Here is a 26,336-nt window from a genome sequence, read left to right on the forward strand (position 1 = left end):
GTTTCTTTCTTTTAGAGGCGGAAGTGTTCGCCCAGATAGACCTGGCGAACCTTGTCATTGCGCACAATATCTTCCGGCGTGCCACCTGCGAGCACTTCCCCTGTATTAATGATATAGGCGTGATCACAAATCCCAAGGGTTTCCCGCACATTATGGTCGGTGATCAGCACGCCGATGCCACGGGATTTGAGAAAGGTGATGATTTTCTGGATATCGATCACGGCAATCGGATCGACCCCGGCAAAGGGCTCATCGAGCAGGATTAGGCGCGGCTCGGTCGCCAGCGCACGGGCGATTTCCACGCGCCGCCGCTCACCACCGGACAAAGACATGGCCTGAGCGTCGCGCAGGTGGGTGATGTTCAGTTCATCGAGCAGGGCATCGAGTTTGCGCACACGCCCGGCCTTGTCAAGCTTCTGCAACTCCAGCACGGCCATGATGTTCTCAACCACGGTGAGCTTGCGGAAGACTGAATTTTCCTGCGGCAGATAAGATAGACCCAGCTTGGCCCGGCGATGCATGGGCAGATGGGTGAGCGCCGTGCCATCCAGATGGATAGTGCCGCCATCGGCACGCACCAAACCGACGATCATGTAGAAACAGGTCGTCTTGCCCGCCCCGTTCGGGCCCAGCAAGCCGACCACCTCGCCACTGCCTACCTGGAATGAGACATCATGGACGACGGTACGCGCCTTATAGCGTTTTTTCAGGTTACTGACCCGCAGCAAACTCATCCGTTGATTCTTTCAATACTTGCCGGATTACTCCGGTGGAAAAACCCCGCGCTTGCAGGAAACGGGCTTGTCTGGCCCACTCTTTGGCGTCCTGTGGGATTTCGCCAAATTTCTTTGCCCACACTTCACGCGCCCGAACCACCTCGTCACCGATTCCCTCGGCGCACACCAGTTGCTCCAGTGCGGTTTCGATCAAATCCCTGGCCACCCCCCGCTGGGCCAGTTCATGCCGCAAGCGGCCAGCCCCCAGGCGCTGGCCCTTGGCACGCACATAGGCGCCAGCATAACGCTCATCCGACTGCAGGCCCAACTCGACCAGACGATCAAGTACGGCCTCCGTCACCTCAACAACCTCTTCATCGGCCCTGCCAGCGCCAAGCTTACTGCGCAACTCGGCACGCGAATGCTCGCGTGTGGCCAGCAGGCGCATGGCACGGGCCTTCAACTCGTCAAATACAGTAGCCATTGCTGCGGGCCCCGCCTGCACCCGAACGCTTACTCTGCCTCTGGCGCAGCAGCGGCACCACCTGCCGGAACGGGCACGGCCACAATGCCGATTTCAGCACGGATCTTGTTTTCAATTTCGCGGGCCATTTCCGGATGGGCGCGCAGATATTCGCGCACATTATCCTTACCCTGGCCGATCTTCTCGCCATTGTAGGCATACCAGGCGCCGCTCTTGTCGACAAATTTGTATTCCACCCCCATGTCGATGATCTCACCTTCACGCGAGATGCCTTCCCCATAGAGTATGTCGAAATTGGCTTCCCTGAACGGGGGAGCAACCTTGTTTTTCACCACTTTGACCCGCGTTTCGGAACCGATGACCTCATCGCCCTTCTTGATCGTACCGGTACGGCGGATGTCCAGGCGCACCGAGGAGTAGAACTTCAGGGCATTCCCCCCAGTGGTGGTTTCCGGGTTGCCGAACATCACACCAATCTTCATCCGGATCTGGTTGATGAAGATCACCAGGGTATTGGTACGCTTGATATTGCCAGTGAGCTTGCGCAGCGCCTGGCTCATCAGGCGGGCTTGCAGGCCGGGGAGCTGGTCGCCCATCTCGCCTTCGATTTCGGCCTTGGGCGTCAGTGCGGCCACCGAGTCGATCACCACCACATCCACGCCGCCCGAGCGCACCAGCATGTCGGCAATTTCCAGCGCCTGCTCGCCGGTATCCGGCTGCGAGATCAGCAAGTCGGAAATCTGCACGCCCAGCTTTTGCGCATAGCCCACATCCAGGGCATGCTCGGCATCAATGAACGCTGCGGTGCCACCGAGCTTTTGCATCTCGGCCACCACTTGCAAGGTCAGCGTAGTTTTACCGGACGACTCCGGGCCGTAGATCTCGACCACCCGGCCACGAGGTAGGCCGCCAATCCCCAAGGCAATATCCAGGCCCAGCGATCCGGTGGACACCGATTCGATGGCCTCCACCTTGCGATCGCCCATCCGCATGATGGAGCCTTTGCCGAACTGCTTCTCGATTTGCGACAGGGCCGCCTGGAGCGCCTTGGTCTTGTTGTCGTCCATATTCACCTCTTGGAATAGTTGAAAACATTATGGCACAGAGCTTGCTGAGCCAACGTGATCTGAGTGTTTTCCCACACAGGGAATTCAAAACTACTGTAAGCATGAACAGTATCACAGATTCCCTCAGCCGATTCGTTGATAATTCGTTACAAGCTCATGCCCTTTTGGTCTTGGCTTGGTCATACAAATCCCGCATCATCTTGCCCTGCCTCCCATTTCGCCTTTGGCGCTCAGGCGGAAACGCTCGGGTGAAGACTGATGCTGTGCCGTTCAATTGTTGTAATCACGTTGGCTGCCATGGTATTGCCAGCCTGCACCAAAACCTCTGGCGACAAGACAGACCCCGCCAGCACGGCAAGCGCCCCAGCCAAGGCGCAGGGCGCCTCGGGCGGCAAGGGGAGCAGCCGACCCCAGGCCGTGAGCACCACGCGCACACGGGTGGAAACCGTGCCACTAACGCTGGAAGCACAGGGCAATGTGCTGGCGCTTGATGAGGTGGATATCCGCCCCCAGAAAAACGGCATGATCACCCAGATCCACTTCAAGGAAGGGGATGAACTCAAGCGTGGGCAATTGATGTTCACCCTGGATAGCCGGGACGATGACGCCAACGTTGCCAAGGCAGCCGCTGCGGTCACCAGCGCCGATGCAGCACTGGCCATTGCCCAGCGTGACTTGAAACGGAACCAGGAACTCTCGGACAAGAATTTCATCTCGCCTTCCGCGCTGGACAGCTTCCGCAACAAAGTGGATTCCGCTGCGGCCAACCTCGCCCAGAACAAGGCAGCGCTGGAGCAGGCCAAAGTCTCCCAGTCCTACACCCATCTCTACGCGCCTTTCGATGGGCGCACCGGGGTGATTTCGGTGCGCCCCGGCAGTCTGGTGACGTCCACGGCTTCCTCCCCCGCCCTGGTGCACCTGACGCGCATGAACCCCATCGGGGTGAGTCTCTCGATTGCCGAACGCGACATGCCCCCGCTCCTTGAGGCCATGCGCAAGGGGCCGGTCAAACTCAGCGCACTCACCACCGGGCAGGCCCGCCTCAAAGGCGAGGTGATCTTTATCGACAGCACAGTGGATCGCACCGCTGGCACGCTCCTCATCAAAGCCCGGTTGGATAACAGCAGCCGTCTGGTATGGCCGGGGCAGTACGTCACGATCCAGCTGGATGCGGGTGAGATCCCCAACGCCGTCACCCTGCCCGCGCAGGCCGTGGTCAACGGGCCCAGTGGGCGCTTTGTTTATGTCGTGCAAGATGACCAGACCGTGCGCCCCCAGGCGGTCGAACTGGTACGCATCGTCCAACAGAAGGCCGTACTGACCGGCATTGGCAGCGACATCAAAGTGGTGCTGGAAGGCGCGCAGAATCTGCGCCCCGGCAGCAAGGTGGTGGAGAGCAAGGCCGACGCCGGTAGCGGCAAGCGTGAAGGCCGGGGCAGGCAAGGCAGTGCAGCATCCGCGCCGACAGCAGCGACCTCGACAGCGGGTGCGGGCAAATGAAGATTTCCGAACAGAGTATCCACCGCCCGGTTGCCACCACGCTGCTGTGGCTGGCGGTGATGATCAGCGGCATTGCTGCCTGGCTGCATCTGCCGATTGCCGCCCTGCCATCGTTCAACCAGCCGACCATCCAGGTCAGCGCCTCACTCCCCGGTGCCAGCCCGGAAACCATGGCCTCTTCGGTGGCGATGATTCTGGAGCGGCAGTTCTCCACCATCGCCGGGCTGAAGGTGATGACCTCCAGCAGCACGCTCGGCAGTACTTCGATCACGCTGGAATTCGACGCGGAGCGCAATATCGACTCTGCCGCCATCGACGTGCAGGCTGCACTCCTGCGGGCCAACCGGCAGTTGCCCAAGGACATGACCAACCCGCCGAGCTACCGCAAGGTCAATCCGGCGGATGATCCGATTCTGTTCATCACGCTGGATTCGCCCTCGCTGTCGCTGGATCAGCTCAACGACTATGCCGACAACCTGATCTCCCCCACCCTGGCGACCTTGAACGGCGTGGCGCAGGTCACCATCAACGGCCAGAAGCGCTACGCGGTGCGCATCAACATCGACCCGGCCAAGCTGGCCGCACGAGATCTGTCGATCAACGAGTTGGCTACCGCCCTAGCCGCCTCGAATACCAACACGCCGCTGGGCTCACTGGAAGGCAGCCGGCAAACCCTGATCGTTGACGCCAACGATCAGCTCAAGAATGCGGCCGACTACGCCCGCCTGATCGTCGCCACCAAGAACGGGCAGTCCGTGCGCCTGTCGGACGTGGCCAATGTGCAGGACAGCGTGGAAAACATCAAGACCGGCAGCTGGGTCAATGGCGAGCGCATCATCAACCTGCAGGTGCTACGCCAGCCGGACGCCAACACGGTGGCCGTGGTCGACGCGATCCGTGCGGCCATCCCGCGCCTGCAAGCCCAGTTGCCTGCCTCGGTACGCATCCAGATCCTCAACGACCGCTCGTTGTCGATCCGCGACTCGATCCACGATGTCACCCTCACCCTGCTGCTCACCATCGGGCTGGTGATGATGGTGATCCTGATGTTCCTGCGGCGCCTGTCGGCCACGCTGATCCCATCCGTATCGCTCCCGGCCTCGCTGCTGGCCACCTTCGGCCTGATGTTGTGGGGCGGCTTCAGCCTAGACAACATCTCGCTGATGGGGCTGACCATCGCGGTCGGGCTGGTCGTCGATGACGCCATCGTGGTGCTGGAAAACATCGTGCGCCACGTGGAAGACGGCATGAAGCCCTTCCAGGCGGCCGTGCGCGGGGTACGCGAAGTGGGCTTCACCGTGGTGTCGATCTCGGTATCCCTGGTGGCCGTGTTCATCCCCATCTTTTTCATGCCCGGCACCATCGGCCTGCTCTTCCACGAATTCGCGGTGGTGGTCACCCTGGCGATCATGGCCTCTGCCGTGGCTGCGCTGACGATCATCCCGATGCTCTCGGCGCGCTTCGTCAAACATCACCATGACGATCACAAACCGCCGCTGTGGAGCCGGATGTTCGAGGCCATCTTCAACGCCGTGCTCAATGGCTACGGCCGCTCACTGGCCTGGACGCTGCACCGCCGTTGGCTGATGCTGCTGATGGCACTGGCCACCTGTGTCGCCACGGTCTGGCTGTATCAGATCATGCCCAAAGGCTTCTTCCCGGAAGAAGATATTGGGCAGGTACGTGCCCCCGTGCAGGCTTCTGCCGATATTTCCTGGCCGGCAATGCGTGAGCTGCTCACCAAGATTGATGCCCGCATCCGCGCCACGCCCTATGTGTCGGACGTAGTGTCCAACTCCGGCAGCAGCAACAAGGGCTTTATCTTCATCACCCTCAAGCCGCGCAAGGACCGCCCCCCCATGGCCCAGGTGCTGGAAGGCTTGCGCAAGGCCACGAGCGACATCCCGGGGGTGCAGATTTCCTATTCGCCCATCCAAAACCTGCGGGTGGGCGGGCGCAGTTCCAGCAGCCGCTACCAGTACACGCTGCAATCGGTGGATTACGCCACGGTGGTGGAGTGGGCCTCCAAGCTGCAACGCAAGATGCGCGAATCCGCGCTGCTCAAGGATATCAACAGCGACGCAGACCAGGCGGGCCTGCAGGCCCGGTTGATCATCGACCGCGACCAGGCTCTGGCGCTGGGGGTGGATATGCAGAACCTGCGCACAGCGCTGAATTCTGCGTTTGGCGAGCGCCAGATTTCCACCATCTACGCACCACAGGACAACTTCCCGGTGTTGATGCTCTGGGAAGACCAGTTCCGAGGCGATGAGAATGGCTTCGACTTCCTCAAGGTACGCAGCAAGAACGGGCAGTTGATCCCCGTCACCAGCTTTGCCCACGTGGAGCGGGTGCCCGTCAACACCACGGTCAACCACCAGGGGCAGATTGGTGCGGTCACCCTATCGTTCAACCTTGCCCCGGGCGTGACTTTGTCGGAGGCAGTCGAGGAAGTGCTCACGCTCAAGGATTCGCTGGCCATGCCTGCCAACGTATTTGGCGACTTTGCCGGGGACGCTGCGGTGTACCGCGACTCCCAATCCAGCCAGTTGTGGCTAATCCTGATCGCCATCTCGGTCATCTACGTGGTGCTGGGCGTGCTCTACGAGAGCTGGATTCACCCCATCACCATCCTGGCCGGGATTCCTTCCGCCGCCGTGGGGGCGCTGCTCTCACTGCGCTTGGCGGGGCTGGAGCTGACCTTCATCGCCATGGTGGGCATCCTGCTCCTGATCGGGATCGTGAAAAAGAACGCGATCATGATGATCGACTTTGCCCTGGAAACGCAGCGCAAGGAACATCTCACCCCCGACAAGGCCATTCTGGAAGCCTGCCGCCTACGTTTTCGCCCGATCCTGATGACCACCCTGGCGGCGATCATGGGCTCACTGCCGATTGCGTTAGGCATGGGCGCAGGCGCCGAGCTGCGCCAACCGATGGGGGTCGCCATCGTGGGCGGGCTGATCTTCTCGCAGTTGATCACGCTCTACATCACGCCTTCGCTCTACCTGTCCTTTGACTGGCTGCAGCATCGCCTCGGTCTGGTCGCTAAACAGCCCGAAAAACACTGATCGATCCCACGCCGATGCTTCGGCGTGGGACAATCGCGTTTTACGCAGTGGATTTTTCCCCTTATGCCCATCCAGTGGTTCCCCGGACACATGACTTCGGCGCGAAAAAAAGCGCGCGAGGCCATGGAAAGCATCGATGTCGTCATCGAGGTGGTCGACGCACGCCTGCCCGAGGCCAGTTGCAACCCGCTCATCCACGAAATGCGCCTGTTCCGGCAGCGTCCCTGCCTGAAGATTCTGAACAAGGCGGATCTGGCTGATCCGGCTGTCACCGCAGCGTGGCTGGAGTATTTCAACCGCCAACCCGGCATCAAGGCCGTGGCGCTCTCGTGCAAGAAGCCCGCCGATGTGGCCCGCGTACCCGGCCTGTGCCGCCTGCTGGCGCCGCACCGCAACGACAACCTCAAGCCGCTGCGGATGATGATCATGGGGATTCCCAACGTCGGCAAATCGACCTTGATGAATGCGCTGCTCAAACGCAAGATTTCGGCTGTCGGCGATGAACCTGCAGTGACCAAAAACCAGGTGCGGGGCGACATCGACCTGCGCCACTCCCTGGTCGACACACCGGGGATGATGTGGCCGAAGATCGAATTCGACAGCGACGGCTATATGCTCGCCGCCAGCCATGCCATCGGACGCAATGCGGTGATTGATGAGGAAGTGGCCACCTTCCTGGCCGAGGTGTTGCTGGCCCGCTATGCGCCCAATCTTACCGAACGCTATGGTTTTGCCACGGCGGGCATGGATGGGGTGGCCATCGTGGAGGCCGTTGCCAAACGCCGCGCCATGCGCCTGAAAGGCGGCGGGCTGGATCTGGAAAAAGCCTCCCTAGTGCTGTTGCAAGACTATCGGGATGGCAAGCTGGGCCGCATCAGCCTGGAGACGCCCGAGACCCGTACCGTGATGATCTCGGAACATCGCGCAAAAGTGGCCGCAGCGGTGAAAGACGAAGCCACACCCGATGCCCAGGCTGACTGAAGTCTGCACTCGCACCTGCCCCCACTGTGGCGGCCAGATCAGCTTTGCCTACTGGCTGGCCTGGGTCTGTGGAATTTTTCCGCTCAGCTTTGGTCTGGTGGTGTTCCTGCTCTGGCAGGTGGCGCGCTGGCAATGGCTGCAATGGGCCGGGATCATGGCCCTGTGTGGTGGCGTTCTCATCTCGCTACTGGGCGGCCTTGCCTTGCTGGTCCACATCTGGCAGGCCCGCCGCCTGCCCATCGAAAACCGGCGCCGCTTCTGGCGTAACAACGCGGCCTGCGCCGGGCTGATCATGCTGAACTATGCCGCCGCAGCCGGAGTACTCTGGTACGTAGCCTATATCATTGATTGACAGTGTAGCCACCCGACTTCCCGGAGGAACCCCATGCCCGCCCCTGCTGCCCTGTTTGCCATGCTGCTCTTCAGCCTGATCGGCTTCGCCGCCTTCCTCTACGGCAAGCGTGCGGTGAATGTCAGCTATATGGCGATCGGGGCGGCATTGATGGGCTACACCTACTTTGTTTCGGATACCCTACTCTTGTATCTGATTGGCGCCGCCCTGTGTGGGGCGCTGTACTGGTTCAGGGGCTAGGCGCTTTATTCAGCCCTTGCGCACAGCGGCATCGGTGAGCCCTTTCAGGGCTACGCGCACAGAACTCCAACGCACTGCGGCACGATCTCCATCGAAGCAGTGCGTTACACACTCTGGCTCGGCACCACGCCACATCCAGCCAAAGCATACCGTGCCGACCGGCTTTTCCGTGGTGCCCCCCGCTGGACCGGCAATCCCCGAGATGGCTACGGCCACATGCGCCACCGAACGCGCCAGGGCACCGGCGAGCATTTCGCGTACAGTCTCTTCGCTGACTGCGCCAAAGGCATGCAGCGTCAAGGGGGAGACCCCCAGCAACTCGACCTTGGCCTCGTTGGAATAGGTCACAAAACCACGATCAAACCAGGCGCTGGACCCGGCAATCTCGGTCACCGCCGCAGCCACCAGACCCCCTGTGCAGGATTCTGCGGTAGCCAGCTGCCAGCGCCGCTGCAGCATGTAGGCGCCAACATGAGCGGCCAGTTTTTGAATGTCGTCATTCATTGTGAACTCCTGGAAAAGCGGCTTCAATCCTGGGGCGGATGATCGCCCACAGGCTAGGGAAAACCTCTGCTACACACTGGTTGCGGGCCAGCACCTGTTCAAGCTTGATCGAATACTCCTGCCAAGTGTGCCCATCGTTAGCCAGATTGTGGAGTACCGGCATGATGCGGTCGAGCGCGTTGGCGTAGCGGGCTTCAGGCGTCTGCCCTGCGGTAAATTCTTCCCACAGGCCACGCAGCTGCGTGGCATTCTGGCTGGGCAATTTGGCAAGCAGATGACCCAGCGCGACTTCTTCCGACAGATGCGCAGCATCGCGAGCAGGATCGTAGATAAAGGTATCCCCGCAGACAATCTCGGGAATATCATGCACCACCATCAGCAATGCGGCATGTTGCGCATCCACCGGAAAAGTGCAGTAATCCTTGAGCAACAAGGCGCAGATCGCCCCATGCCAGCTATGTTCGGCACTATTCTCGGGGCGGGCGATACCGCTGGGGCGGGTGCGGCGCTCAACCGCCTTGAGTCCGTCGAGCGTCAGAATAAATTCCAGGATGCTTGCTGCACTCACTTCAAATTCCTCACGGAAATCCACCCTTGCGCGGCATGTAGAAACCAGGGGAGGATACCACTGTGGGCTTGCAATCCACGTGAACCGGGCGACAATCCCCCGGCACAACCACTTTCCGACAGAACAGCACTCTGGTGCGACAACGGGCGGCCATCGCCTACCCAAAAGCGCTATGCTTTGAGCAATTTTCTCCTTGGCAATAAAATAGCCATCTGAAGCTGCTATCAAGTCGATTGTGCACATGAGCAATCTCGCCTTGCACCAAACTGGATAGTGGTACCCTCTGAAACAGCCTTGGCATTATCGAAAACAAATACGCCACCTGGAAACAATTTGATCATGCGATGCCCGCGTTGTGGACATGAAAACCCCCCATCCTCCATCTACTGCCTGCGCTGCAATTGCAATTTGCAGATGGATGTGGAGAACTACCGTCCTGACGCCCAGATGACGGTGATCCTGCCCAGCACACCTGGGAAGCTGGAACCGCTGACCCCGCCCCCGGTGCTGGATGCCGCCAATGATCCGCTTGAGACGATCATCCTGGATAAGCCCAGCCATGCTCCGGCATCCAAGCCCCCCGTTTCGCCTGCCCACGCGTTGCCCTCCACGCCACCACTGGCGCCCGCCGCGCACACGCCCAGCCCGGTTCTACCAGCCAATTCGGCCCCCGCCCAGGAAGCCCGCCCTGCTGGACAGCGTGCCACACCCAATGCGGGAACCATCCTGCCTGTTCTCCAGACAGAGGTGCTTGAACCCGGCGCCGTGGATGCAGCACTCCAGGCGCGACAAGCCGCAGCGCCCACGCCAGCAGGCGCCCCACAGAACAGGAACGCAGCCCCAAAATCTCCCCCCACCCGGAAACAGGCGACCTCGCGTGCGCCCGTAGCCGCCAAGCAGGCCGCAACATTCAGTATCGTGGTTGGCACTGCCAGCGTGGTGCTGTTGGCCGTAGCCGTGGGCTTCTATCTGTACACAACCCGCACGACAAAAGCCCCCACGGCGGACACCCTGCCCCCCGTGGCGATGTCGATACCGGTTGTGGCGGCCAGCAAACCGGCACCCCCTCCTGTGCAGAGCGAGCCTGTGGCTCCTGTGCTAGCCGTCGCGGCCGTTTCAGAAGCGCCTGCAATACAGCCCACGCCCGTGGTAGAGGTGGCAGCGTCTGCGCCCCCCAGCGTGGTCACGGTTGATCTTACCCAGGCCGCCACGCCGCATATGCTCAAGGAAGCCGAGATCACCGCCCTGCTCAAAGACCTGAAGAAGCGCCGCCCGCCGGAAGATTGCGACGGCGCGAGCCGCATGCTGGTCAGCGATCACAACGTACTGCCCAAGCAGGCAGGGCGGATCGCCAAGCGCGCCTACCCGGATCTATGCGCCCCAGCCCCCAAACCCACCACGGACATTGCCTCAACCATTCAGCGCACCCCTGTGCAGGAGTCAGCCCCGCCCCCTGCCGTCGCCAAAGCGCGAACGCTGGATGAGCAGTATGAAGAGCGCATCGGTAGCGAGTGCTCCAAGGGTGCTTTCGGCTATGTCTGCCGGGAAGCCATGCGGGTCAAGCTATGCGGGAAACTGGTCGAAAATCCGCCTGCGGGGCAGAGCATCTGCAAACAGTAGACGCGGGATGTTCCAGGCGCGGACGCGCCTGGAGTGAACCGCAGCTAGGTGGCAAAGTGATCGTAACTCGCTGGTTTGAGTTCGCGGAAGGCGCCATCCACCTGATGCAGGCGTACTCCGTGTTCGGCGGTGATGCGGCCAAGGCGGTGAATCGGCAACTCTAGACGGGCGGCTTCGCTACGGATGTAGGCAGCACGCCCCGGCGCAGCAGTGAACAACAGTTCGTAGTCGTCCCCTCCTGCAAGCAGTGCCCGTTGCGCCCGAGCCGCGTCACCGCAGGCCTGTAGAAGCGGAGCAAGCGGCAAAGCCGCCTCATCCAGTTCCGCCCCCACGCCCGAGCGCTCCAGGATATGCCCAAGATCGCCCAGAATGCCGTCGGAAACATCCAGCATGGCGTGGGCAACGCCGCGTAGCGCCAACCCCAGTTCCACGCGGGGGATGGGTTTGTGCAGATGGAGCAGACAGGGATCGCGGAAGGCGCCCAGCCCCACGCCTTCGAGCAAGGCAGCCAAGCCGAGTGCGGCCATACCCGGCTCGCCAGACACCCAGATGTCGTCACCTACCTGGGCGCCATCGCGGCGCACAGCCTCGCCCTGCGGCACTTCGCCAAAGATCGTGGCACACAGGTTGCGCGGCCCACGCGTGGTATCCCCACCAACCCAATCCACGCCATATTCCATGCAACAGGCGTGAAAGCCACGCGCCAAGGTGCCCACCCAGGCTTCGTCCGCAGCCGGCAGGGCCAGCGCCAGGGTGATCCAGCGCGGCGTGGCCGCCATGGCGGCAAGGTCCGAGATATTGACCGCCGCCGTCTTCCAGCCCAACAGGTAGGGGTTGGCATCCGGCAGAAAATGCGTGCCTTCGACCAACATGTCGGATGAGACCACCAACTGCATGCCGGGCGCTACGCGCATCAGGGCAGCATCGTCTCCCACCCCCAGATCGGTGTGATGGGTGGGCGTGGAAAAATGCCGGGCGATCAGCTCGAATTCACCGGCCACGTGCACGCCTCCACACCGCGGGGCTCACTTCTTGCCCTGAGCCTTTTGCTTGGCAGCGTGTTCCACCTCGGCAGCACGCACTTGCGGGGCGAGCTTATCGAGCACGCCATTGATGTAGCGGTGCCCATCGGTGCCGCCGAAAGCCTTGGCCAGTTCGATGGCTTCGTTGATCACCACGCGATACGGGGTTTCGATGCGGTGGGTCAGCTCATAGGCGCCCAGCAGCAAAATGGCGCGCTCAATAGGCGAGATTTCGGCAATCGGGCGATCCAGGAAAGCGGCGTAGCCGGCTTCAAGCTCATCGGCATGCTCGGCCGCACCTTGCAGCAGCACAATGGCCAGCGCCCGGTCGGCACGTGCCCATTCCTCGTTTTCTTCCTTGAGGAACTCTTCGATCATGGGCAGGGAGTTACCACTCATGCGCCACTGGTAGAGGCCCTGCATTGCAATTTCACGCGCCAGACGGCGCGGGGTTTTCTTGTTGTCGCTCATGCGTGGGAAGTCCTGAGTAGATTGGCCATTTCAATGGCGGCCAGGGCGCAATCGCGGCCCTTGTCGTGCATGCGCGCAAGCGCCTGATCATCGTCTTCGGTGGTCAGCACGCCGTTGGCAATCGGCAGCCCCAAATCGAGCTGCAAGCGCATGATACCTGCGGACATGTCGTTGGAGACGATCTCGAAGTGGTAGGTCTCGCCACGGATCACCGCGCCAAGCGCCACCAGGGCATCGAACTTGCCGCTGCGGCCCAGCTTTTGCAGGATCAGCGGAAGTTCCAAGGCACCGGGCACGGTCTGGATCAGGATGTGCTCAGGCGCCACACCGCGTTCGAGCAGTTCGGTGACGCAGGCCGAAGTCAGCCCTTCACCGATGTTCGGGTTGAAGCGTGCGCACACGATGGCCACGCGCAGGTCCTTGCCATCAAGATTGGGCAAGGTTTCCGGGATATGTTCAAAACGAGCCATGAAGTCTCAATCTTTCAAATAAAAAGCATCAGTTGGCACAGGGGGCTTCGTAGCCTGTCACGTCCAGGCCAAAACCGGTCATGCTGGGAATGCGCTTGGGCTGGGCCATCACGCGCATCTTGCCGACACCCAGGTTACGCAGGATTTGGGCGCCGATACCAAACAGACGCGGGTCCCACAAAGCGGCAGGCGGCTTGGCCTCGGGGCTAACGACTCCCATTGCGGCAAGCAGTTCGTCGCTGCGCTCAGGGCGGCGCAGCATCACCAGCACACCGTGACCATTTTCGGCAATCCGCGCCAGGGTCTTGTCGATGGGATAGGTGTGGCGGCTGGAAGCCGGATCGATGAAATCAAGTACCGAGATCGGCTCATGCACACGCACCAGGGTTTCCACCTCGGGGTTGAGCTTGCCCAGGTACATGGCCAGATGGATTTCGCCCGAAGTCTTGTCGGAGAAGGCTGCCAGACGGAATTCCCCGTGGGCGGTCTGCACCGGTTTGTCGGCCACGCGCTCCACCAGGGTTTCCACGGCAGCACGATAGTGAATCAGATCACGGATCGCGCCAAGCTTGAGGCCATGCTTCTCGGCAAACGGGATCAGGTCCGGCAGGCGGGCCATGGTACCGTCTTCGTTCATGATCTCGCAGATCACCGCAGCGGGTTCCAGCCCGGCCAGCCCGGCCAGATCGCAGCCCGCTTCCGTATGCCCGGCCCGCACCAGCACGCCGCCGGGCTTGGCCATGATCGGGAACACATGCCCCGGCTGCACCACGTCGGCAGGCTTGGCATTGCGAGCCACAGCCACCTTGATGGTGTGGGAGCGGTCCGCCGCTGAGATGCCGGTAGTGACCCCCTGAGCCGCTTCAATCGAGACGGTGAAAGCCGTGCTGAACTGGCTGCGGTTATCCCGCGCCATCTGGTTGATCCCCAACTGGCGGCAGCGGTCTTCGGTCAGCGTCAGGCAGACCAGGCCACGCGCATGGGTCGCCATGAAGTTGATGATCTCTGGCGTGATGTGCTGGGCAGCAACAACAATATCGCCTTCGTTCTCACGGTCTTCATCATCGACCAGGATCACCATTTTCCCGGCGCGGATGTCTTCAATAATGTCACGGGTGGGGGAAAGTGCTGTCATGGCAAATCCTTGCCAACGGGCTCAAGCCCGGCTGCGGTAGCGTTTGTTGGAAACATGTTGGTCTGGGTATTCTGGGTATAGGGGCAGGCGCTTGATTTTACGCGATTCCCTGGCCCGCGCCCAATTCTTGCTCAACAGTACGCCTTCGCCCCTCCCCCAACACGGCAGAGCATGTCGGGCAGAGGCGGGCGCCGCCACTCTATCTGCATGATATATAAGCAATTATTCTATTCATAGGCTGCAACACCCCCGCCACCACAACGTTTGAAGATTTTGCAGATGGAGTAAGATGCCCCATCAGAACATTTCAACCCCCAAGACTCCAATCTCCAATACCCCACCATGAAAATAGCGTTCATCGTCGACCCGCTCGACAAGCTCAAGGCCTACAAGGATTCCAGCGTCGCTATGATGCGCTCCGCCCAGGTACGTGGGCATCAGGTCTACGCCTTGAGCCGCGAACAGATTTCGGTACGCGATGGTGTGGTCAGTGCTCCGGCCAGCGCCCTCACCGTACAGGCGGACAACCACACCTGGTACACCAGCGCCCCTGCCGAACGCCATCTGCTCTCGGACTTTGATGCCGTGCTGATGCGCCAGGACCCACCGTTTGACGCCGAGTACGTCACCGCCACCTGGTTGCTGGAGCGTGCTGCTGCGCAAGGTGCCCGAATCTGGAATGACCCGCGCAGCATCCGCGACCATTCCGAAAAGGTGGCCATCACCGAATTCCCGCAATTCACCCCCACCACCTTGATCGCCCGCGACCCAGCAGAAATCCAGGCCTTTGTGGATGAATTAGGGGATGTGATCCTCAAGCCACTCGACGGTATGGGGGGCACCGGCATCTTCCGTATCCGCAGCGATGACCCGAACCGCAATTCGATTGTCGAGACGCTGGGCGAAAATGGTGCACGCACCCTGATGGTCCAGCGCTACCTGCCGCAGATTGCCGAGGGCGACAAGCGCGTGCTGGTCATCGGTGGTGAGGTGATGCCGTATAGCCTCGCACGCATCCCCAAATCCGGTGAGACACGTGGCAATCTGGCCGCCGGCGGACGCGGGGTAGCCATGCCCCTGACTGCGCGTGAGCGCGAGATCGCCGAAGCACTGGCCCCACGCTTGTGGAGCCGAGGGCTGTTGATCGTGGGCCTGGACATGATCGGCGGGCACCTGACCGAAATCAACGTCACCAGCCCGACCTGCATGGTGGAAATCCAGCAACAGACGGGCTTCGGCATTCCTGACAAAGTCATCGAAACGCTGGAACGCCAAGGCTGACCCAGCGTACATGTTGCGCTGCAACCGCGCTTTTGGGCACGGCGCCCGCCCCAAAGGGACAAGGGGCGGGGGCTGTGCCAGTCCTCGCATATGGTTGGGTATATAACAAGCTGGCAAGCGGCGGCGTCAAAATGAACGCCTCGCCCCCAAACCCAACATGAAGAGGCATTTCCGGCATTATGGCGGTTGTACCCATTCGCTTTCCGATCAGTCGCACCGAGGACTCTGGCAACGGACCACGGCTTCGGCTCGCGCCAGAAAAACGCCAGGCATGGCACCCTGAGCGCCAAACTGATCAGGTTTGGTTATCCCCCAAAAAAATCGCGCGCTGGTTGATCATCCCTTTGCTGGCACTGATCTGGATGACGGGAAGCCTGCTCCGCCCGCCCTTGGTCCAAGAGCTGGCTGAACTTTTGCCCGCAACCTGGATCAAGGCTGCAGCCATACAGGCACAGACCCGCCTGGACAATAGCCTGCTAGGCCCTTCGCTGGCTTCGCCTGAGCGCACCGAACAACTGGCCGCCCGCTTTGCAGCCTTGGAAGCCCCTGTAGGGGGAGCGCCCCCCTACCGTCTGACATTCCGCAATGCCAACCCCGGTGTCGCGCTGGTCTATGCATTGCCGGAGGGTTCGATCGTGGTCACAGACGAGTTGCTCCAAGCGCTGCCTGATGACACCCACGTCCTCGCCCTACTGTGCCAGCAACTGGGGCATCTACGCTACCAGCATATGCTCCAGTCTGCCGTGGCGGACGAGATGCTTGTCGTCAGCATCGCCATGCTGGCGGGCCAGGAGAAATGGGCTGCGCCCCGCTTGGCGCGCAGCTTCCTGGCGACCATCGACTCGGCGCAAAACCAGTTGGAGGCGGACCGGTTTGCCCAAGCCATGCTGGCCCAAAACCACATTTCCCCCAGCGCGCTGAACGCAGCCCAATCCTACCTGTCTGTGTCGCCAGCGCTTGAGACACAGCCTCTGCTGGAGAAGCTACGTTCCCGCCCCAGCATTACAAATTGACGCTTGGCTGCCATGACTCAGAACCTGTTTAGAATCTGTAACGAGGAGCCGTCAGCGAGGGCGTAGCCAGTGTGCTGTGCAAAGCACACCGTGGAGAAGAGCCGCGCATGAGCCCCGGCCACAGCCTTACAGCAAGATTATGAACAGGTTCGAAGGGATACGCGCAGCGCGGCTTCCAGCGTATCATCACACCATGCGACGACGATTTTCCACGAACGCTTGGTTTGGCTGGCTGGCGGGCCTGATCTGCCTGTGTCTGCTCGGGTGCAGCCCCCCACAACCTGTACGGCAGGAATCCTTCGTTTTCGGCACCCGCGTAGAAGTCGTCGCCCTGGGGGCGTCCGAACCCCAACTCCGCGATGCGCTGGGCGAGGTGCTCCGCGAATTTGACCGCCTGCACCGCACTTTCCACCCCTGGCAGGCATCCGATCTGACCACATTGAATGCGGCCTTTGCCAAAGGCGAAGCCCGAGAGGTCTCTGACGAGATGCTCTTCCTCATCCGGGCTTCACAGCGCTACGCCAAGCAAGGTGACTACCTGTTCGACCCGGCCATCGGCAAGCTCATCCAGCTCTGGGGCTTTCATACCGACAATTTCGTCCCTCATCTCCCCAGCCCCGAGGCAGTGGAAGCGCTACGTCTGGCACACCCCAGCATTGCCGACCTGGACATTGACGGGCACCGTGTCAGTTCCCGCAACAAAGACGTCGAGCTTGACTTTGGGGGCATCGCCAAAGGCTATGCGCTGGATCGGGCGCGTGAAATCCTGCTGCGCCGTGGCGTCAAGAACGCGCTCATCAACATCGGTGGCAACGTCATGGCTCTGGGCGACAAAAACGGGCAAGCCTGGACTGTCGGTATCCAGCACCCGCGCCGTGGGGGAGCCATGGCCACCCTGGCGCTCTACGATGGCGAAGCCATCGGCACCTCGGGCGACTACCAACGCTTTTTTGATGTGGCCGGGCAACGCTACTGCCACCTGATTGACCCACGCACAGCCGCGCCAGTGCGCCACACCCAGGCCGTCACCATCCTGATCACACCGCAGGCGAATGCGGGCATGCTCAGCGATGTGGCCAGCAAGCCGGTGTTCCTGGCTGCCGACGCGTGGCGCGCAATGGCTTCCCGGATGGGTGTAAGCCATGTCCTTCGCGTGGCAGGCGATGGCAAGATAGCGGTTACTGAAGCTTTGCGTGCAAGGCTGCGCTGGGCCGACGACATCAAACCGGACCAGGTAGTGCCTTGAGCCTCCGACAATCGCCCACCTGACCCGACGTATGATAGGCATTTTGCTCATTACCCATGGCACACTAGGCGAATCGCTCATCCAGTGCGCCTGCCATGTACTTAATCGTCGCCCCCTGCAAATCGCCCAGTTGGGCGTTTGCGCTCAGGACGATCCGCTTGATGTACTCCCCGAGGCACGACGCTTGCTGGCCATGGTCGACACCGGGGATGGCGCCATCGTCCTTACCGACATCTATGGCGCCACGCCTTCAAACATTGCCATGAAACTCTTGGACAGCGGCCAGGTCGAAGCGGTCTCCGGTGCCAACGTACCAATGCTGCTACGCGTCTTGACCTATCGGGAAAAGGGCGATATGCAGACAGTGATAACAAAAGCCGTCGCAGGGGCCTGCGACGGCGTACTCCATTTGAAAGGGGGAAGTTGATATGCCACGTGCGATTGCAGAGGTCGCGAACCGACTGGGCTTGCATGCCCGGCCTTCTGCCAAACTGACTCAATTGGCAACGCAGTACCGCTGCGATGTATGGCTGGAACGTGAAGGACGCCGTGTCAACGCCAAAAGCATCATGGGCGTGATGATGCTGGCTGCGGCACAAGGTACCAAGCTGACCATCGAAACCGAGGGTGACGATGCCGAGGCAGCCCTGACAGCCATTGTTGAACTCATCGCCAGTCGCTTTGGCGAGCGCGAATAGGACACAGCAGAGCACATGCCTTTCGTCATCCACGGCCAACCGGTCTCCAACGGCATCGCCATTGGCTATGCCCATCTGGTCTCGCACGCACTGCTGGAGGTCAACCATCTGGTGGTCGCGCCTCGGCATGTGGATGCCGAGGTTGTGCGCCTGGAAGACGCTGCTGCCAAAGTTCGTTTTGAACTGCGGGCCGTCAAGGAAAGCGCCACCGCTGCACAATCCGAAGTCAGTGCCTTCGTCGATCTGCACACCCTACTGCTCGACGACCCCTTGCTAGTAGCCACCGCCTGCAAGCTGATCCGCGAGCGGCGCTGCAACGCAGAATGGGCACTGGTGCAGCAGATGGAGTTGGTGGTCGAGCAGTTCGAGGCCATGGAAGACTCTTATCTGCGCGAGCGCAAAGCCGACGTGATCCAGGTGGTGGAGCGCGTGCTCAAGGCCCTGCTCGGGCACCCCAGCTCGGTCGCCCCCAAGCAAAGCAAGACCAAGGACGAACTGGGCTCTATCGTGGTGGCACATGATCTGTCCCCTTCGGACACGATCAATTTCAAGAGCAACAAGATCAATGGTTTCGTCACTGATGTGGGGGGTGTGACCTCACATACCGCCATTGTGGCGCGCAGTCTGGCGATCCCGGCCGTGGTCGGCCTGCGGCATATCCGCCATACCGCCCGTGAAGACGACATCATCATCATCGATGGCACACGCGGGGTGGTCATCATCGACCCCGATGAGCGTGTGCTGGAAGAATACCGCCTGCGTCGCAGCGAACTGGAGCTGGAGCGTACCAAGCTCAAGCGCCTGACCACCACCCAATCCCGCACGCTGGACGGGCAAGTGGTTTCGCTGCAGGCCAACATCGAATTGCCACGCGATGTTGCCTCGGTCAAGGAAGTCGATGCCGATGGCGTCGGTCTCTTCCGCACCGAGTTCATGTTCATGAACCGCGAGACGCTGCCAAACGAAGACGAGCAGTGCGAAGCCTATCGCAACGTACTCAAGGCCCTGCCAGGGCACCCGGTCACGATCCGCACACTCGATATCGGCGCTGACAAATACCTGGATACCAGCTCGCCACGCTCCTCGACCAACCCGGCCCTGGGCCTACGTGCCATCCGGTATTGTCTGGCCGAGCCACAGATGTTCCTGACCCAGTTGCGGGCCATGCTGCGTGCTTCCATGGTCAACCCCGGCAAGCTGCGCATCCTGATTCCGATGCTGGCGCATGCCCATGAGATTGATGCCTCACTGCGCGCGATTGAAGATGCGAAAGCACAGTTACGCGAGGAAGGCATCAAGTTCGATGAGAACATCCCGGTCGGCGGCATGATCGAGATCCCCGCAGCCGCCATGTGCCTGGGCATCTTTACCAAGCGCCTGCAATTCCTATCGATCGGTACCAACGATCTGATCCAGTACACCTTGGCAATCGACCGCGCCGACGAAGCCGTCGCCCACCTCTACGACCCGCTCCACCCGGCGATCCTGCGCCTGATCGCACAAACCATTCAGGCGGGCACCAAGGCGGGCCTGCCGGTATCGGTATGCGGTGAAATGGCAGGCGACCCGGCCTACTCTCGCCTGCTGCTGGGCATGGGGCTGCGCAACTTCTCAATGCATCCGTCCAAGATCCTGGAAGTCAAACAGGAAATCCTGCGCTCAGATACCGAAGTCCTCGCCGCCAAGGTGCAAAAGCTGCTCAAGCTCGACGAACCTGACAAGATCCGTGAGGCGCTGGAGAAACTCTAGGCAGCGGGTTTACGCTTTGTAACCGCAACAAAAAGGGGCCGTAGTAGGCCCCTTTATGCACCACGATCAGGCTGGCACCGGCAGCAGCGTCTGCGCAAATACCTCTTTGGCATGAGCTTCCAACCCAAGCGCACACAGCATTGCAAAAGCAAAGGCAGCGGCCGTACCCACCCCCCGGCTGGTGATGATCTGGCCGTCTCGTACCACGGCATCGGCGCTGAAATGACCATCCAACACCTCGCGCTCATACCCCGGGTAGCAGGTAAAGCGCCGCCCTTTCAGATAGCCCTTCGACCCCAGGACCACAGCGGCACTGGCGCAGATTGCGCACACCAGCGCATCGTGTGCAAAGGCTTGGGCCAACACCCGATCCAACACCGCGGAATCGCGCAGATTGTTGGCCCCAGGAATACCACCGGGCAGCATCAAGGCATCAAAATCATCCGTCATGGCATCCAGCACCACATCTGGCAACACGGAGATCCCTCTGGCCCCCTTGACGGGCGCAGCCGTCAAGCCAGCCAAACGCACCTGCACCCCTGCGCGACGTAGCAAATCAATCGGCAGAACAGCTTCGGTTTCCTCGAACCCCTCAGCCAACACCACCACGACAGTTTTCATTTGAATGCCTCCTACATGGGGAAACGTTTCAATTGACTTCCCCATCGATCAAGACTTTCACACCCTGCGCATCTGGCGCCACTTCAACAGATTTGCCTTGCAGATCGCCAGAGTTCGGCGTCGCATTGCCCGACTTGGAGATGCGGGCGGCAATCACGACCTTGCCTTGAGGGGATGCTCCCATCATGGATTGCGCCTTCGAGAAATCGAATTCCAGCGGTAGATCAGCCACCTTGAAGCGCATTGCAGCCAGTGGTGGCCCGCCTGCGGGGTTGCGCGCGAAAATAAAAACAGCATCTTCTGGCGCCGCCTTGGCTTTGAGGGCCGGAGCCAGACTCACCTGCCCCGTGGCGGTCAGCGCAGGGGCTACCGCAACCGGCGTGCTGTTCGCGGCTGATGGAGGCATCCCGAGCTTGGCGCGGGCATCGCTTAACATGGCCTGCACGGCCTGCCCCATTTCGCTTTGCGGATCAACCAGGGCAGCCATGCGCCCCCATAGCTCAATGGCGGCCTTGAAGTCCTGTGCGTCATACGCGGCAGAGCCGGCCAATGCCAATGCCTTGACGTTTTTGGGGTCCAGCGCCAGCGCCTTGGCAATCAGGCGATCCGGCTCACCCGCGAATTTTCCATTCTGCGCGCTGGCCGCCGCGTCTGCCCAATCTGCATATACGCTGGCGTCATCGGGAAGTTTGTCTGCCAAACCCGAGTATATCTTGATGGCATCAGCGGGTCGCCCCAGCACCATGTAAGAGCGGGCCAGCATCCGCACCCCTTCCAGATCATCTGGATTGGCTTTGACCTTGGCTTCCAGTTTGGCAACCATGCCCTCAATCTGTGCAGGCGTAACCGTCTGTTCGGCAACCAGATTGGCAGGATTAAGCGCGGCCGGATTTCCCAGCGCAAGATAAAGCGCTCCCGCACCCAGCGGCAGAATGATCGCCAGCGCCAGTGCCAATATGCGATGCGGTTTGGCTTGCGTCACCGCTTTCGATTCAACCGATTCGGCCACCAGACGGCGCTCCAGCTCAGCTACGCCATTGGCATGCTCGCTCGCATTGATCTGCCCGGCAGCCAGCTCGGCATCCAGATCCCGGCGCTGCTCCCGCAGCACATTAACGGCCAGTGCGGGCGCTGGCGCTACAGCGAGGTCACGACGCAGCATGGGCCTCAGCAGCACAAACAGGCAAGCAGCCAACAGGATCAGCACCATACTCAGGAAAGCAATCATTGTTCATCCTTGTTGGTCAGCAGGGCGCGGGCTTTTGCCAATTCAGCTTCGTCAGGTGGTGCCGCGTCCTGCTCACGCGAACGTTGCCGAAGCCGCCAGATGAAGGCCCCTATCGCAGCCAAAAACAATACGAGCGGCCCCAGCCACAGCAGCAGGGTAGAGGTTTTCATGGGCGGGTCGTAGAGCACGAAGTCCCCGTAACGCTCCACCATGAAATCCCGCACCTCGGCGTCACTCTTGCCTGCCTCAAGCATCTCGCGGACCTCTCGTTTGAGGTCCATGGCGAGGTCCGCCTGGGATTCGGCAATCGATTGATTCTGGCAGACCAGGCAGCGCAATTGTTCGGTCAGATGCGCCACGCGTGCATCCAGATCAGATCCGGTCTGCACAGCATAACAATTGGTCGCCAACATCAGGCACAACATGACAATCAGCTTATGCACCTTGCAACTCCTTGATCCGGGGCAGCAATTCGCGCTCAAGCACCTCGGGCGTGATCGGGCCGATCTGCTTATAGCGGATACGCCCCTTGCCATCGATCAGGAAAGTCTCTGGCACGCCATACACACCATAATCAATGCCCACGCGGCCATCAGCATCCACAATGCTAGTGGTATAAGGATTGCCGAATTTCTGCAGCCAATCCAAGGCATCGGCATCACGATCCTTGTAATTCAGGCCAATGATCGGCAACACGCCACGCTTGGAGAACTCCACCAATACGGGGTGTTCGTCACGGCAGGCCACACACCATGAGGCCCACACGTTGAGCAGCCAGACCTTGCCCTGCATATCGGCAAGCTTGAGCGCCTGCCCCGACGCGTTCAATTGCCGCAGGTTGAAGGCGGGCGCTGGTTTGTCGATCAGGGGAGAAGGGATCTCACGCGGATTGAGCGTCAGGCCGATCGCCAGGAAAACAGTCAATCCAATAAAGATCAGCAGGGGAATAAGGGCTTTGGCTTTCATGCGGGGGCCTTGATCTTGGCAAGTTTGCGATAACGGGCATCCAGGGCGGCACACAGGCCGCCCAGCGCCATGAGCAGGCAACCCGCCCAGATCCAACGCACCATCGGTTTGTAATACAGACGCAAGACCCAGGTGCTGGCATCAACGGGTTCGCCCAGCGAAACATACACATCGCGGAAGATGCCGGCGTCAATTGATGCCTCAGTCATAGGCATCTGGCGAGCCGTATAGATACGCTTTTCGGGATGCAGCACGTTGATCGTCTGCCCGTCATGCGAAACGCGTACCACCCCACGCATCGCGGTATAGTTCGGGCCCTGTGCTTCGACCACCTTGTCCAGCGTAAAAGTGTAGCCCCGCAGTTCTGCACTCTCCCCCAGTTTGACGGCCACATCCACGTTCGCTTCCATGGTTTTGACCAGGGACACGCCGATGATGAAAACGCCAATCCCCAGGTGGGCCAGCCACATTCCCCACCAGGAACCAGGAATCGCACCCAGGCGGGCCATCAGCGTCCCCTGCCCGGTCAAACGCCCCCACAGCAATTGGGCGCTACCCAGCAAGACCCAGGCTGCCAGGGCCAGCCCCAAGGCAGTGCGCCAGGATGGGGTACCCGTTGCCCACGCACCTGCGCCACCGATCAGCAGGCTCGCCCCCAATGCAGGCAGCAATTTTTTGACCAGCGCGGGCAATTCATGCCCACGCCAACGCACAAAGGGGGCTACGACCATGAGCAGCACAACCGGGACCATCAGCGGCACAAACACCGCCTCGAAATACGGGGGGCCGACCGAGAGCTTGCCCATGTGCAAGGCATCCGCCAACAAGGGGTAGAGGGTTCCCAGCAGCACCGTGGCGGCCACAACCGCCAGCAACACGTTGTTGATCAGCAGCATGCTCTCACGCGAGAGGTTCGCAAATTTCCCGCCCCCTGACAGTTTCGCCGCCCGCCATGCGTAGAGGCACAAGGAGCCTCCCACCACAAAGATCAACAAGGCCAGGATGAAGATGCCGCGCTTGGGGTCCGCTGCAAACGCATGCACAGAGGTCAGCACGCCGGAGCGCACCAGGAAGGTTCCCAACAGAGAGAGCGAGAAGGCGGCAATCGCCAGTAGCACCGTCCAGCTCTTGAAGGCGCCGCGTTTCTCAGTGACCGACAGGGAATGGATCAACGCAGTCCCCGCCAGCCAGGGCATGAAGCTGGCATTTTCAACCGGGTCCCAGAACCACCAGCCGCCCCAGCCCAATTCGTAATAGGCCCAGCCGGAGCCCAGGGCAATCCCCAGCGTCAGGAACAGCCATGCCACCAGCGTCCAGGGGCGGGACAGGCGCGCCCAGGCGGCATCAAACTGCCCGCCGATCAAGGCCGCAATGGAAAAGGCAAACGCGACCGAGAACCCTACGTAGCCCATGTAGAGCAGTGGCGGGTGCGCCACCATGCCAGGGTCTTGGAGCAGGGGATTCAGGTCTTCGCCTTCCAGGGCTGCGGGCAGGAGGCGCTCAAAGGGGTTCGAGGTCAACAGCAAAAAGGCGAAGAAGCCTGCCGCCACCAGCCCAAGCACGGCCAGCACCCGGGCGTTGAACACATCAGGCAGCCGACGTGAGAAAGAGACCGCTGCCGTCCAGCCGGTGAGCATCAAGCCCCACAGCAGCAGGGAGCCTTCATGGCTGCCCCACACTGCGGTGATCCGATATACCAGGGGCAGTTGCGAATGGGAGTGGCTGGCAACGTAGGTCACCGAAAAATCATTGGCCACAAAAGCCCAGGTGAGGCAGCCAAACGATACCAGTACCAGCATGAACAACAGGCGGGCCGCCGGGCGAGCCAGCGCCATCAGGGCGGCATCGTTACGCTGGGCGCCCAGCAGTGGCAGGATACCCAGCACGGTAGCAACCAGCAGGGTAAGGATGAGGGCGAAATGACCAAGTTCAGGAATCATCGGATGGGGGCTTATTTCAGAGTCTTGGCGGTGGCATGGGCACGATCGACTGCGTCCTTGGCCTCGGGGGGCATATAGTTTTCATCGTGCTTGGCAAGCACTTCCGTGGCAACAAACACGCCATCCGGCCCCAGCTTGCCTTGCGCCACGGCACCCTTGCCCTCTTTGAACAGATCGGGCAGTGCGCCGGTAAATCGCACCGGCACAATCTTGGCCGTATCGGTGATCGCAAAGCGTGAGCTCAGGCCATCGGCCTCGCGCACGAGTGAGCCTGCCACAACCATGCCGCCCAGGCGGAAAGTCCGCCCCTGTGGCACCTTGCCTGTAGCCACCTCACTGGGGGTCTGGAAGAAGACGATGTTGTCGCTGAAGGTGTTGAGCACCAGCGCAGCCGCCCCGGCCAGCAGAGCCAAGACGACGCCGATGAGGATAAAACGTTTATGCCGCGTCTTCATCTCAATCCTTCTCCAGTTGTTGCAGACGATAGAGCCGTTGCAGGCTCGTCTTGCGGCGACGGGCCAGGAGCCAAACCTCCGCCACAATCAAGACCGCGCTCACACCATACGAGCCCCAAACGTAAAAGCCGCGTCCGCCCATGGCGAAGAAATTGGCCCAGGAATTCCAGATCATAGCGCGGCCCCCTTTTCGGCAATCTCGCTCTGCGCCCAATCCGTATGGCGCTCGCGTTCCAGGATGATGCTGCGCACCCGGCTGAGCGTGACGGCAAGGCTGTAGAACCATGCAGCAAAGGCCAGGATTAGCATCCCCAACAGCATGGTGGTCGCCATGCTCGGTGCCTTGGTCATGCTCACCGAAGCGCCTTGGTGCAGGGTGTTCCACCACTTCACCGAGAAATAGATGATCGGCACATTGACCACGCCCACCAGCGCAATAATCGCCCCAGCCCGATCAGCCCGCCTCGGGTCTTCAATCGAGCGGGTCAGCCCGATAAAGCCGAAGTACAGGAATTGCAGCAGTAATTGGGAGGTCAGGCGCGCATCCCACACCCAGTACGCGCCCCAGGTCGGGCGACCCCACAAGGCGCCCGTCCATAGCGCGATGAAGCAGAACAAAGCCCCGGTGGGCGCCAGTGCCTGGGTCATGTAAAACGACAAGCGCGTTCCCAGGCCAAGGCCGATCGCCGACCAGAAAGCCATCACCACGTAAATGAACATGCTCATCCAGGCCGCAGGCACATGGATGAAGATGATCCGATACACCTCGCCCTGTACAGCATCCGTAGGCGCGGCGAAGAATGCCAGGTACAAGCCCGCCAGGGCACACAGGGCAGCCGCCACGCCAAACCAAGGCGCCATGCGCCCAGCCAAGGGGTAGAAAGTCTGCGGGGATGAATACCTGAATATATTCATAGCTATTCTGTTATGCAATCACT

At 60.9% G+C, this 26,336-nt stretch carries 29 protein-coding genes; 12 read left to right on the forward strand and 17 right to left on the reverse strand.

The window, feature by feature from the left end; translation table 11 throughout:
- Window positions 1-11 precede the first annotated feature (11 nt).
- Genes lptB through recA form a run of 3 tightly spaced genes read right to left on the reverse strand, consistent with a single transcriptional unit; the run spans window position 12 to window position 2,267 of the window.
- The gene (gene lptB / locus B145_RS0115135; protein ID WP_018608429.1) at window positions 12-734 is read right to left on the reverse strand and encodes an LPS export ABC transporter ATP-binding protein; all 723 of its coding nucleotides are present in this window, start codon (window positions 732-734) and stop codon (window positions 12-14) included.
- Window positions 712-1,200 (reverse strand): recombination regulator RecX, encoded by a 489-nt coding sequence (recX, locus tag B145_RS0115140; RefSeq protein WP_018608430.1) that lies wholly within the window; start codon window positions 1,198-1,200, stop codon window positions 712-714. The genes lptB and recX overlap by 23 nt, the downstream gene beginning before the upstream one ends.
- 29 nt (window positions 1,201-1,229) lie before the next feature.
- Window positions 1,230-2,267 (reverse strand): recombinase RecA, encoded by a 1,038-nt coding sequence (gene recA / locus B145_RS0115145; RefSeq protein WP_018608431.1) that lies wholly within the window; start codon window positions 2,265-2,267, stop codon window positions 1,230-1,232.
- A 258-nt stretch (window positions 2,268-2,525) separates the two neighbouring features.
- On the opposite strand from recA, the gene B145_RS25825 reads away from it, so the two are divergent.
- The 5 genes from B145_RS25825 to B145_RS0115170 all read left to right on the forward strand — a co-directional run bounded on the left by B145_RS25825 (window position 2,526) and on the right by B145_RS0115170 (window position 8,411).
- Window positions 2,526-3,767, forward strand: a complete 1,242-nt coding sequence (locus B145_RS25825; protein WP_051082605.1) for an efflux RND transporter periplasmic adaptor subunit — start codon at window positions 2,526-2,528, stop codon at window positions 3,765-3,767.
- On the forward strand, window positions 3,764-6,838 hold the full coding sequence (locus B145_RS0115155; RefSeq protein WP_018608432.1) for an efflux RND transporter permease subunit: 3,075 nt from the start codon (window positions 3,764-3,766) through the stop codon (window positions 6,836-6,838). The genes B145_RS25825 and B145_RS0115155 overlap by 4 nt, the downstream gene beginning before the upstream one ends.
- Before the next feature lie 63 nt (window positions 6,839-6,901).
- Complete coding sequence (gene ylqF, locus B145_RS0115160; protein ID WP_018608433.1) at window positions 6,902-7,819, forward strand: ribosome biogenesis GTPase YlqF; 918 nt, start codon at window positions 6,902-6,904, stop codon at window positions 7,817-7,819.
- Complete coding sequence (locus B145_RS0115165; RefSeq protein WP_018608434.1) at window positions 7,803-8,171, forward strand: hypothetical protein; 369 nt, start codon at window positions 7,803-7,805, stop codon at window positions 8,169-8,171. Before ylqF ends, B145_RS0115165 begins: the two co-directional genes overlap by 17 nt.
- 33 nt (window positions 8,172-8,204) lie before the next feature.
- Window positions 8,205-8,411 (forward strand): hypothetical protein, encoded by a 207-nt coding sequence (locus B145_RS0115170; protein ID WP_018608435.1) that lies wholly within the window; start codon window positions 8,205-8,207, stop codon window positions 8,409-8,411.
- 9 nt (window positions 8,412-8,420) lie between these two features.
- Here B145_RS0115170 and B145_RS0115175 read toward each other — a convergent pair whose 3' ends face one another.
- Both B145_RS0115175 and B145_RS0115180 read right to left on the reverse strand, forming a co-directional pair.
- A complete protein-coding gene (locus B145_RS0115175; protein WP_018608436.1) occupies window positions 8,421-8,915 on the reverse strand; it encodes a CinA family protein in 495 nt (164 codons plus the stop codon).
- Window positions 8,908-9,483, reverse strand: coding sequence for an HD domain-containing protein (locus B145_RS0115180; protein ID WP_026259174.1), 576 nt, complete (start codon window positions 9,481-9,483; stop codon window positions 8,908-8,910). The genes B145_RS0115175 and B145_RS0115180 overlap by 8 nt, the downstream gene beginning before the upstream one ends.
- Before the next feature lie 420 nt (window positions 9,484-9,903).
- Here B145_RS0115180 and B145_RS0115185 point away from each other — a divergent pair, with 420 nt between their 5' ends.
- On the forward strand, window positions 9,904-11,103 hold the full coding sequence (locus B145_RS0115185) for a hypothetical protein (RefSeq protein WP_157288447.1): 1,200 nt from the start codon (window positions 9,904-9,906) through the stop codon (window positions 11,101-11,103).
- 44 nt (window positions 11,104-11,147) lie between these two features.
- Here B145_RS0115185 and thiL read toward each other — a convergent pair whose 3' ends face one another.
- From thiL to ribBA, 4 genes are read right to left on the reverse strand one after another with little or no spacing between them, the layout of a single operon-like run.
- The gene (gene thiL / locus B145_RS0115190; RefSeq protein ID WP_018608439.1) at window positions 11,148-12,104 is read right to left on the reverse strand and encodes a thiamine-phosphate kinase; all 957 of its coding nucleotides are present in this window, start codon (window positions 12,102-12,104) and stop codon (window positions 11,148-11,150) included.
- Window positions 12,105-12,128: 24 nt separating this feature from the next.
- Window positions 12,129-12,596, reverse strand: coding sequence for a transcription antitermination factor NusB (gene nusB, locus B145_RS0115195; RefSeq protein WP_018608440.1), 468 nt, complete (start codon window positions 12,594-12,596; stop codon window positions 12,129-12,131).
- Window positions 12,593-13,066, reverse strand: a complete 474-nt coding sequence (gene ribH, locus B145_RS0115200; protein ID WP_018608441.1) for a 6,7-dimethyl-8-ribityllumazine synthase — start codon at window positions 13,064-13,066, stop codon at window positions 12,593-12,595. Before ribH ends, nusB begins: the two co-directional genes overlap by 4 nt.
- Before the next feature lie 28 nt (window positions 13,067-13,094).
- Window positions 13,095-14,201, reverse strand: a complete 1,107-nt coding sequence (gene ribBA / locus B145_RS0115205; RefSeq protein WP_018608442.1) for a bifunctional 3,4-dihydroxy-2-butanone-4-phosphate synthase/GTP cyclohydrolase II — start codon at window positions 14,199-14,201, stop codon at window positions 13,095-13,097.
- A 342-nt stretch (window positions 14,202-14,543) separates the two neighbouring features.
- On the opposite strand from ribBA, the gene gshB reads away from it, so the two are divergent.
- The 6 genes from gshB (at window position 14,544) to ptsP (ending at window position 20,188) form a co-directional block, all read left to right on the forward strand.
- The gene (gene gshB, locus B145_RS0115210; RefSeq protein WP_018608443.1) at window positions 14,544-15,482 is read left to right on the forward strand and encodes a glutathione synthase; all 939 of its coding nucleotides are present in this window, start codon (window positions 14,544-14,546) and stop codon (window positions 15,480-15,482) included.
- A gap of 179 nt (window positions 15,483-15,661) precedes the next feature.
- Entirely contained in the window at window positions 15,662-16,495 is an 834-nt protein-coding gene (locus B145_RS0115215) for a M48 family metalloprotease (protein WP_018608444.1), read from the forward strand.
- Window positions 16,496-16,688: 193 nt separating this feature from the next.
- Complete coding sequence (locus B145_RS0115220) at window positions 16,689-17,741, forward strand: FAD:protein FMN transferase (protein ID WP_018608445.1); 1,053 nt, start codon at window positions 16,689-16,691, stop codon at window positions 17,739-17,741.
- A 31-nt stretch (window positions 17,742-17,772) separates the two neighbouring features.
- Window positions 17,773-18,168: a PTS sugar transporter subunit IIA gene (locus B145_RS0115225; protein WP_018608446.1), complete on the forward strand. Its 396-nt coding sequence runs from the start codon at window positions 17,773-17,775 to the stop codon at window positions 18,166-18,168.
- A gap of 1 nt (window position 18,169) precedes the next feature.
- Entirely contained in the window at window positions 18,170-18,439 is a 270-nt protein-coding gene (locus B145_RS0115230; RefSeq protein ID WP_018608447.1) for an HPr family phosphocarrier protein, read from the forward strand.
- Between the two features lie 15 nt (window positions 18,440-18,454).
- Window positions 18,455-20,188 (forward strand): phosphoenolpyruvate--protein phosphotransferase, encoded by a 1,734-nt coding sequence (gene ptsP, locus B145_RS0115235; protein ID WP_018608448.1) that lies wholly within the window; start codon window positions 18,455-18,457, stop codon window positions 20,186-20,188.
- Between the two features lie 66 nt (window positions 20,189-20,254).
- Here ptsP and B145_RS0115240 read toward each other — a convergent pair whose 3' ends face one another.
- Genes B145_RS0115240 through ccmC form a run of 8 tightly spaced genes read right to left on the reverse strand, consistent with a single transcriptional unit; the run spans window position 20,255 to window position 26,313 of the window.
- Window positions 20,255-20,809: a DJ-1 family glyoxalase III gene (locus tag B145_RS0115240; protein ID WP_018608449.1), complete on the reverse strand. Its 555-nt coding sequence runs from the start codon at window positions 20,807-20,809 to the stop codon at window positions 20,255-20,257.
- Window positions 20,810-20,837: 28 nt separating this feature from the next.
- A complete protein-coding gene (gene ccmI / locus B145_RS0115245; protein ID WP_018608450.1) occupies window positions 20,838-22,037 on the reverse strand; it encodes a c-type cytochrome biogenesis protein CcmI in 1,200 nt (399 codons plus the stop codon).
- Entirely contained in the window at window positions 22,034-22,480 is a 447-nt protein-coding gene (locus tag B145_RS0115250; RefSeq protein ID WP_018608451.1) for a cytochrome c-type biogenesis protein, read from the reverse strand. Before B145_RS0115250 ends, ccmI begins: the two co-directional genes overlap by 4 nt.
- Complete coding sequence (locus tag B145_RS0115255; RefSeq protein ID WP_018608452.1) at window positions 22,473-23,003, reverse strand: DsbE family thiol:disulfide interchange protein; 531 nt, start codon at window positions 23,001-23,003, stop codon at window positions 22,473-22,475. The genes B145_RS0115250 and B145_RS0115255 overlap by 8 nt, the downstream gene beginning before the upstream one ends.
- Entirely contained in the window at window positions 23,000-24,943 is a 1,944-nt protein-coding gene (locus B145_RS0115260) for a heme lyase CcmF/NrfE family subunit (protein ID WP_018608453.1), read from the reverse strand. Before B145_RS0115260 ends, B145_RS0115255 begins: the two co-directional genes overlap by 4 nt.
- Window positions 24,944-24,954: 11 nt before the next feature.
- A complete protein-coding gene (gene ccmE, locus B145_RS0115265) occupies window positions 24,955-25,398 on the reverse strand; it encodes a cytochrome c maturation protein CcmE (protein ID WP_018608454.1) in 444 nt (147 codons plus the stop codon).
- A gap of 1 nt (window position 25,399) precedes the next feature.
- Complete coding sequence (ccmD, locus tag B145_RS0115270; protein ID WP_018608455.1) at window positions 25,400-25,573, reverse strand: heme exporter protein CcmD; 174 nt, start codon at window positions 25,571-25,573, stop codon at window positions 25,400-25,402.
- Complete coding sequence (ccmC, locus tag B145_RS0115275; RefSeq protein WP_026259175.1) at window positions 25,570-26,313, reverse strand: heme ABC transporter permease CcmC; 744 nt, start codon at window positions 26,311-26,313, stop codon at window positions 25,570-25,572. Before ccmC ends, ccmD begins: the two co-directional genes overlap by 4 nt.
- Window positions 26,314-26,336 lie beyond the last annotated feature (23 nt).

The sequence above is a fragment of the Uliginosibacterium gangwonense DSM 18521 genome (assembly GCF_000373965.1).
Lineage (GTDB): Bacteria > Pseudomonadota > Gammaproteobacteria > Burkholderiales > Rhodocyclaceae > Uliginosibacterium > Uliginosibacterium gangwonense.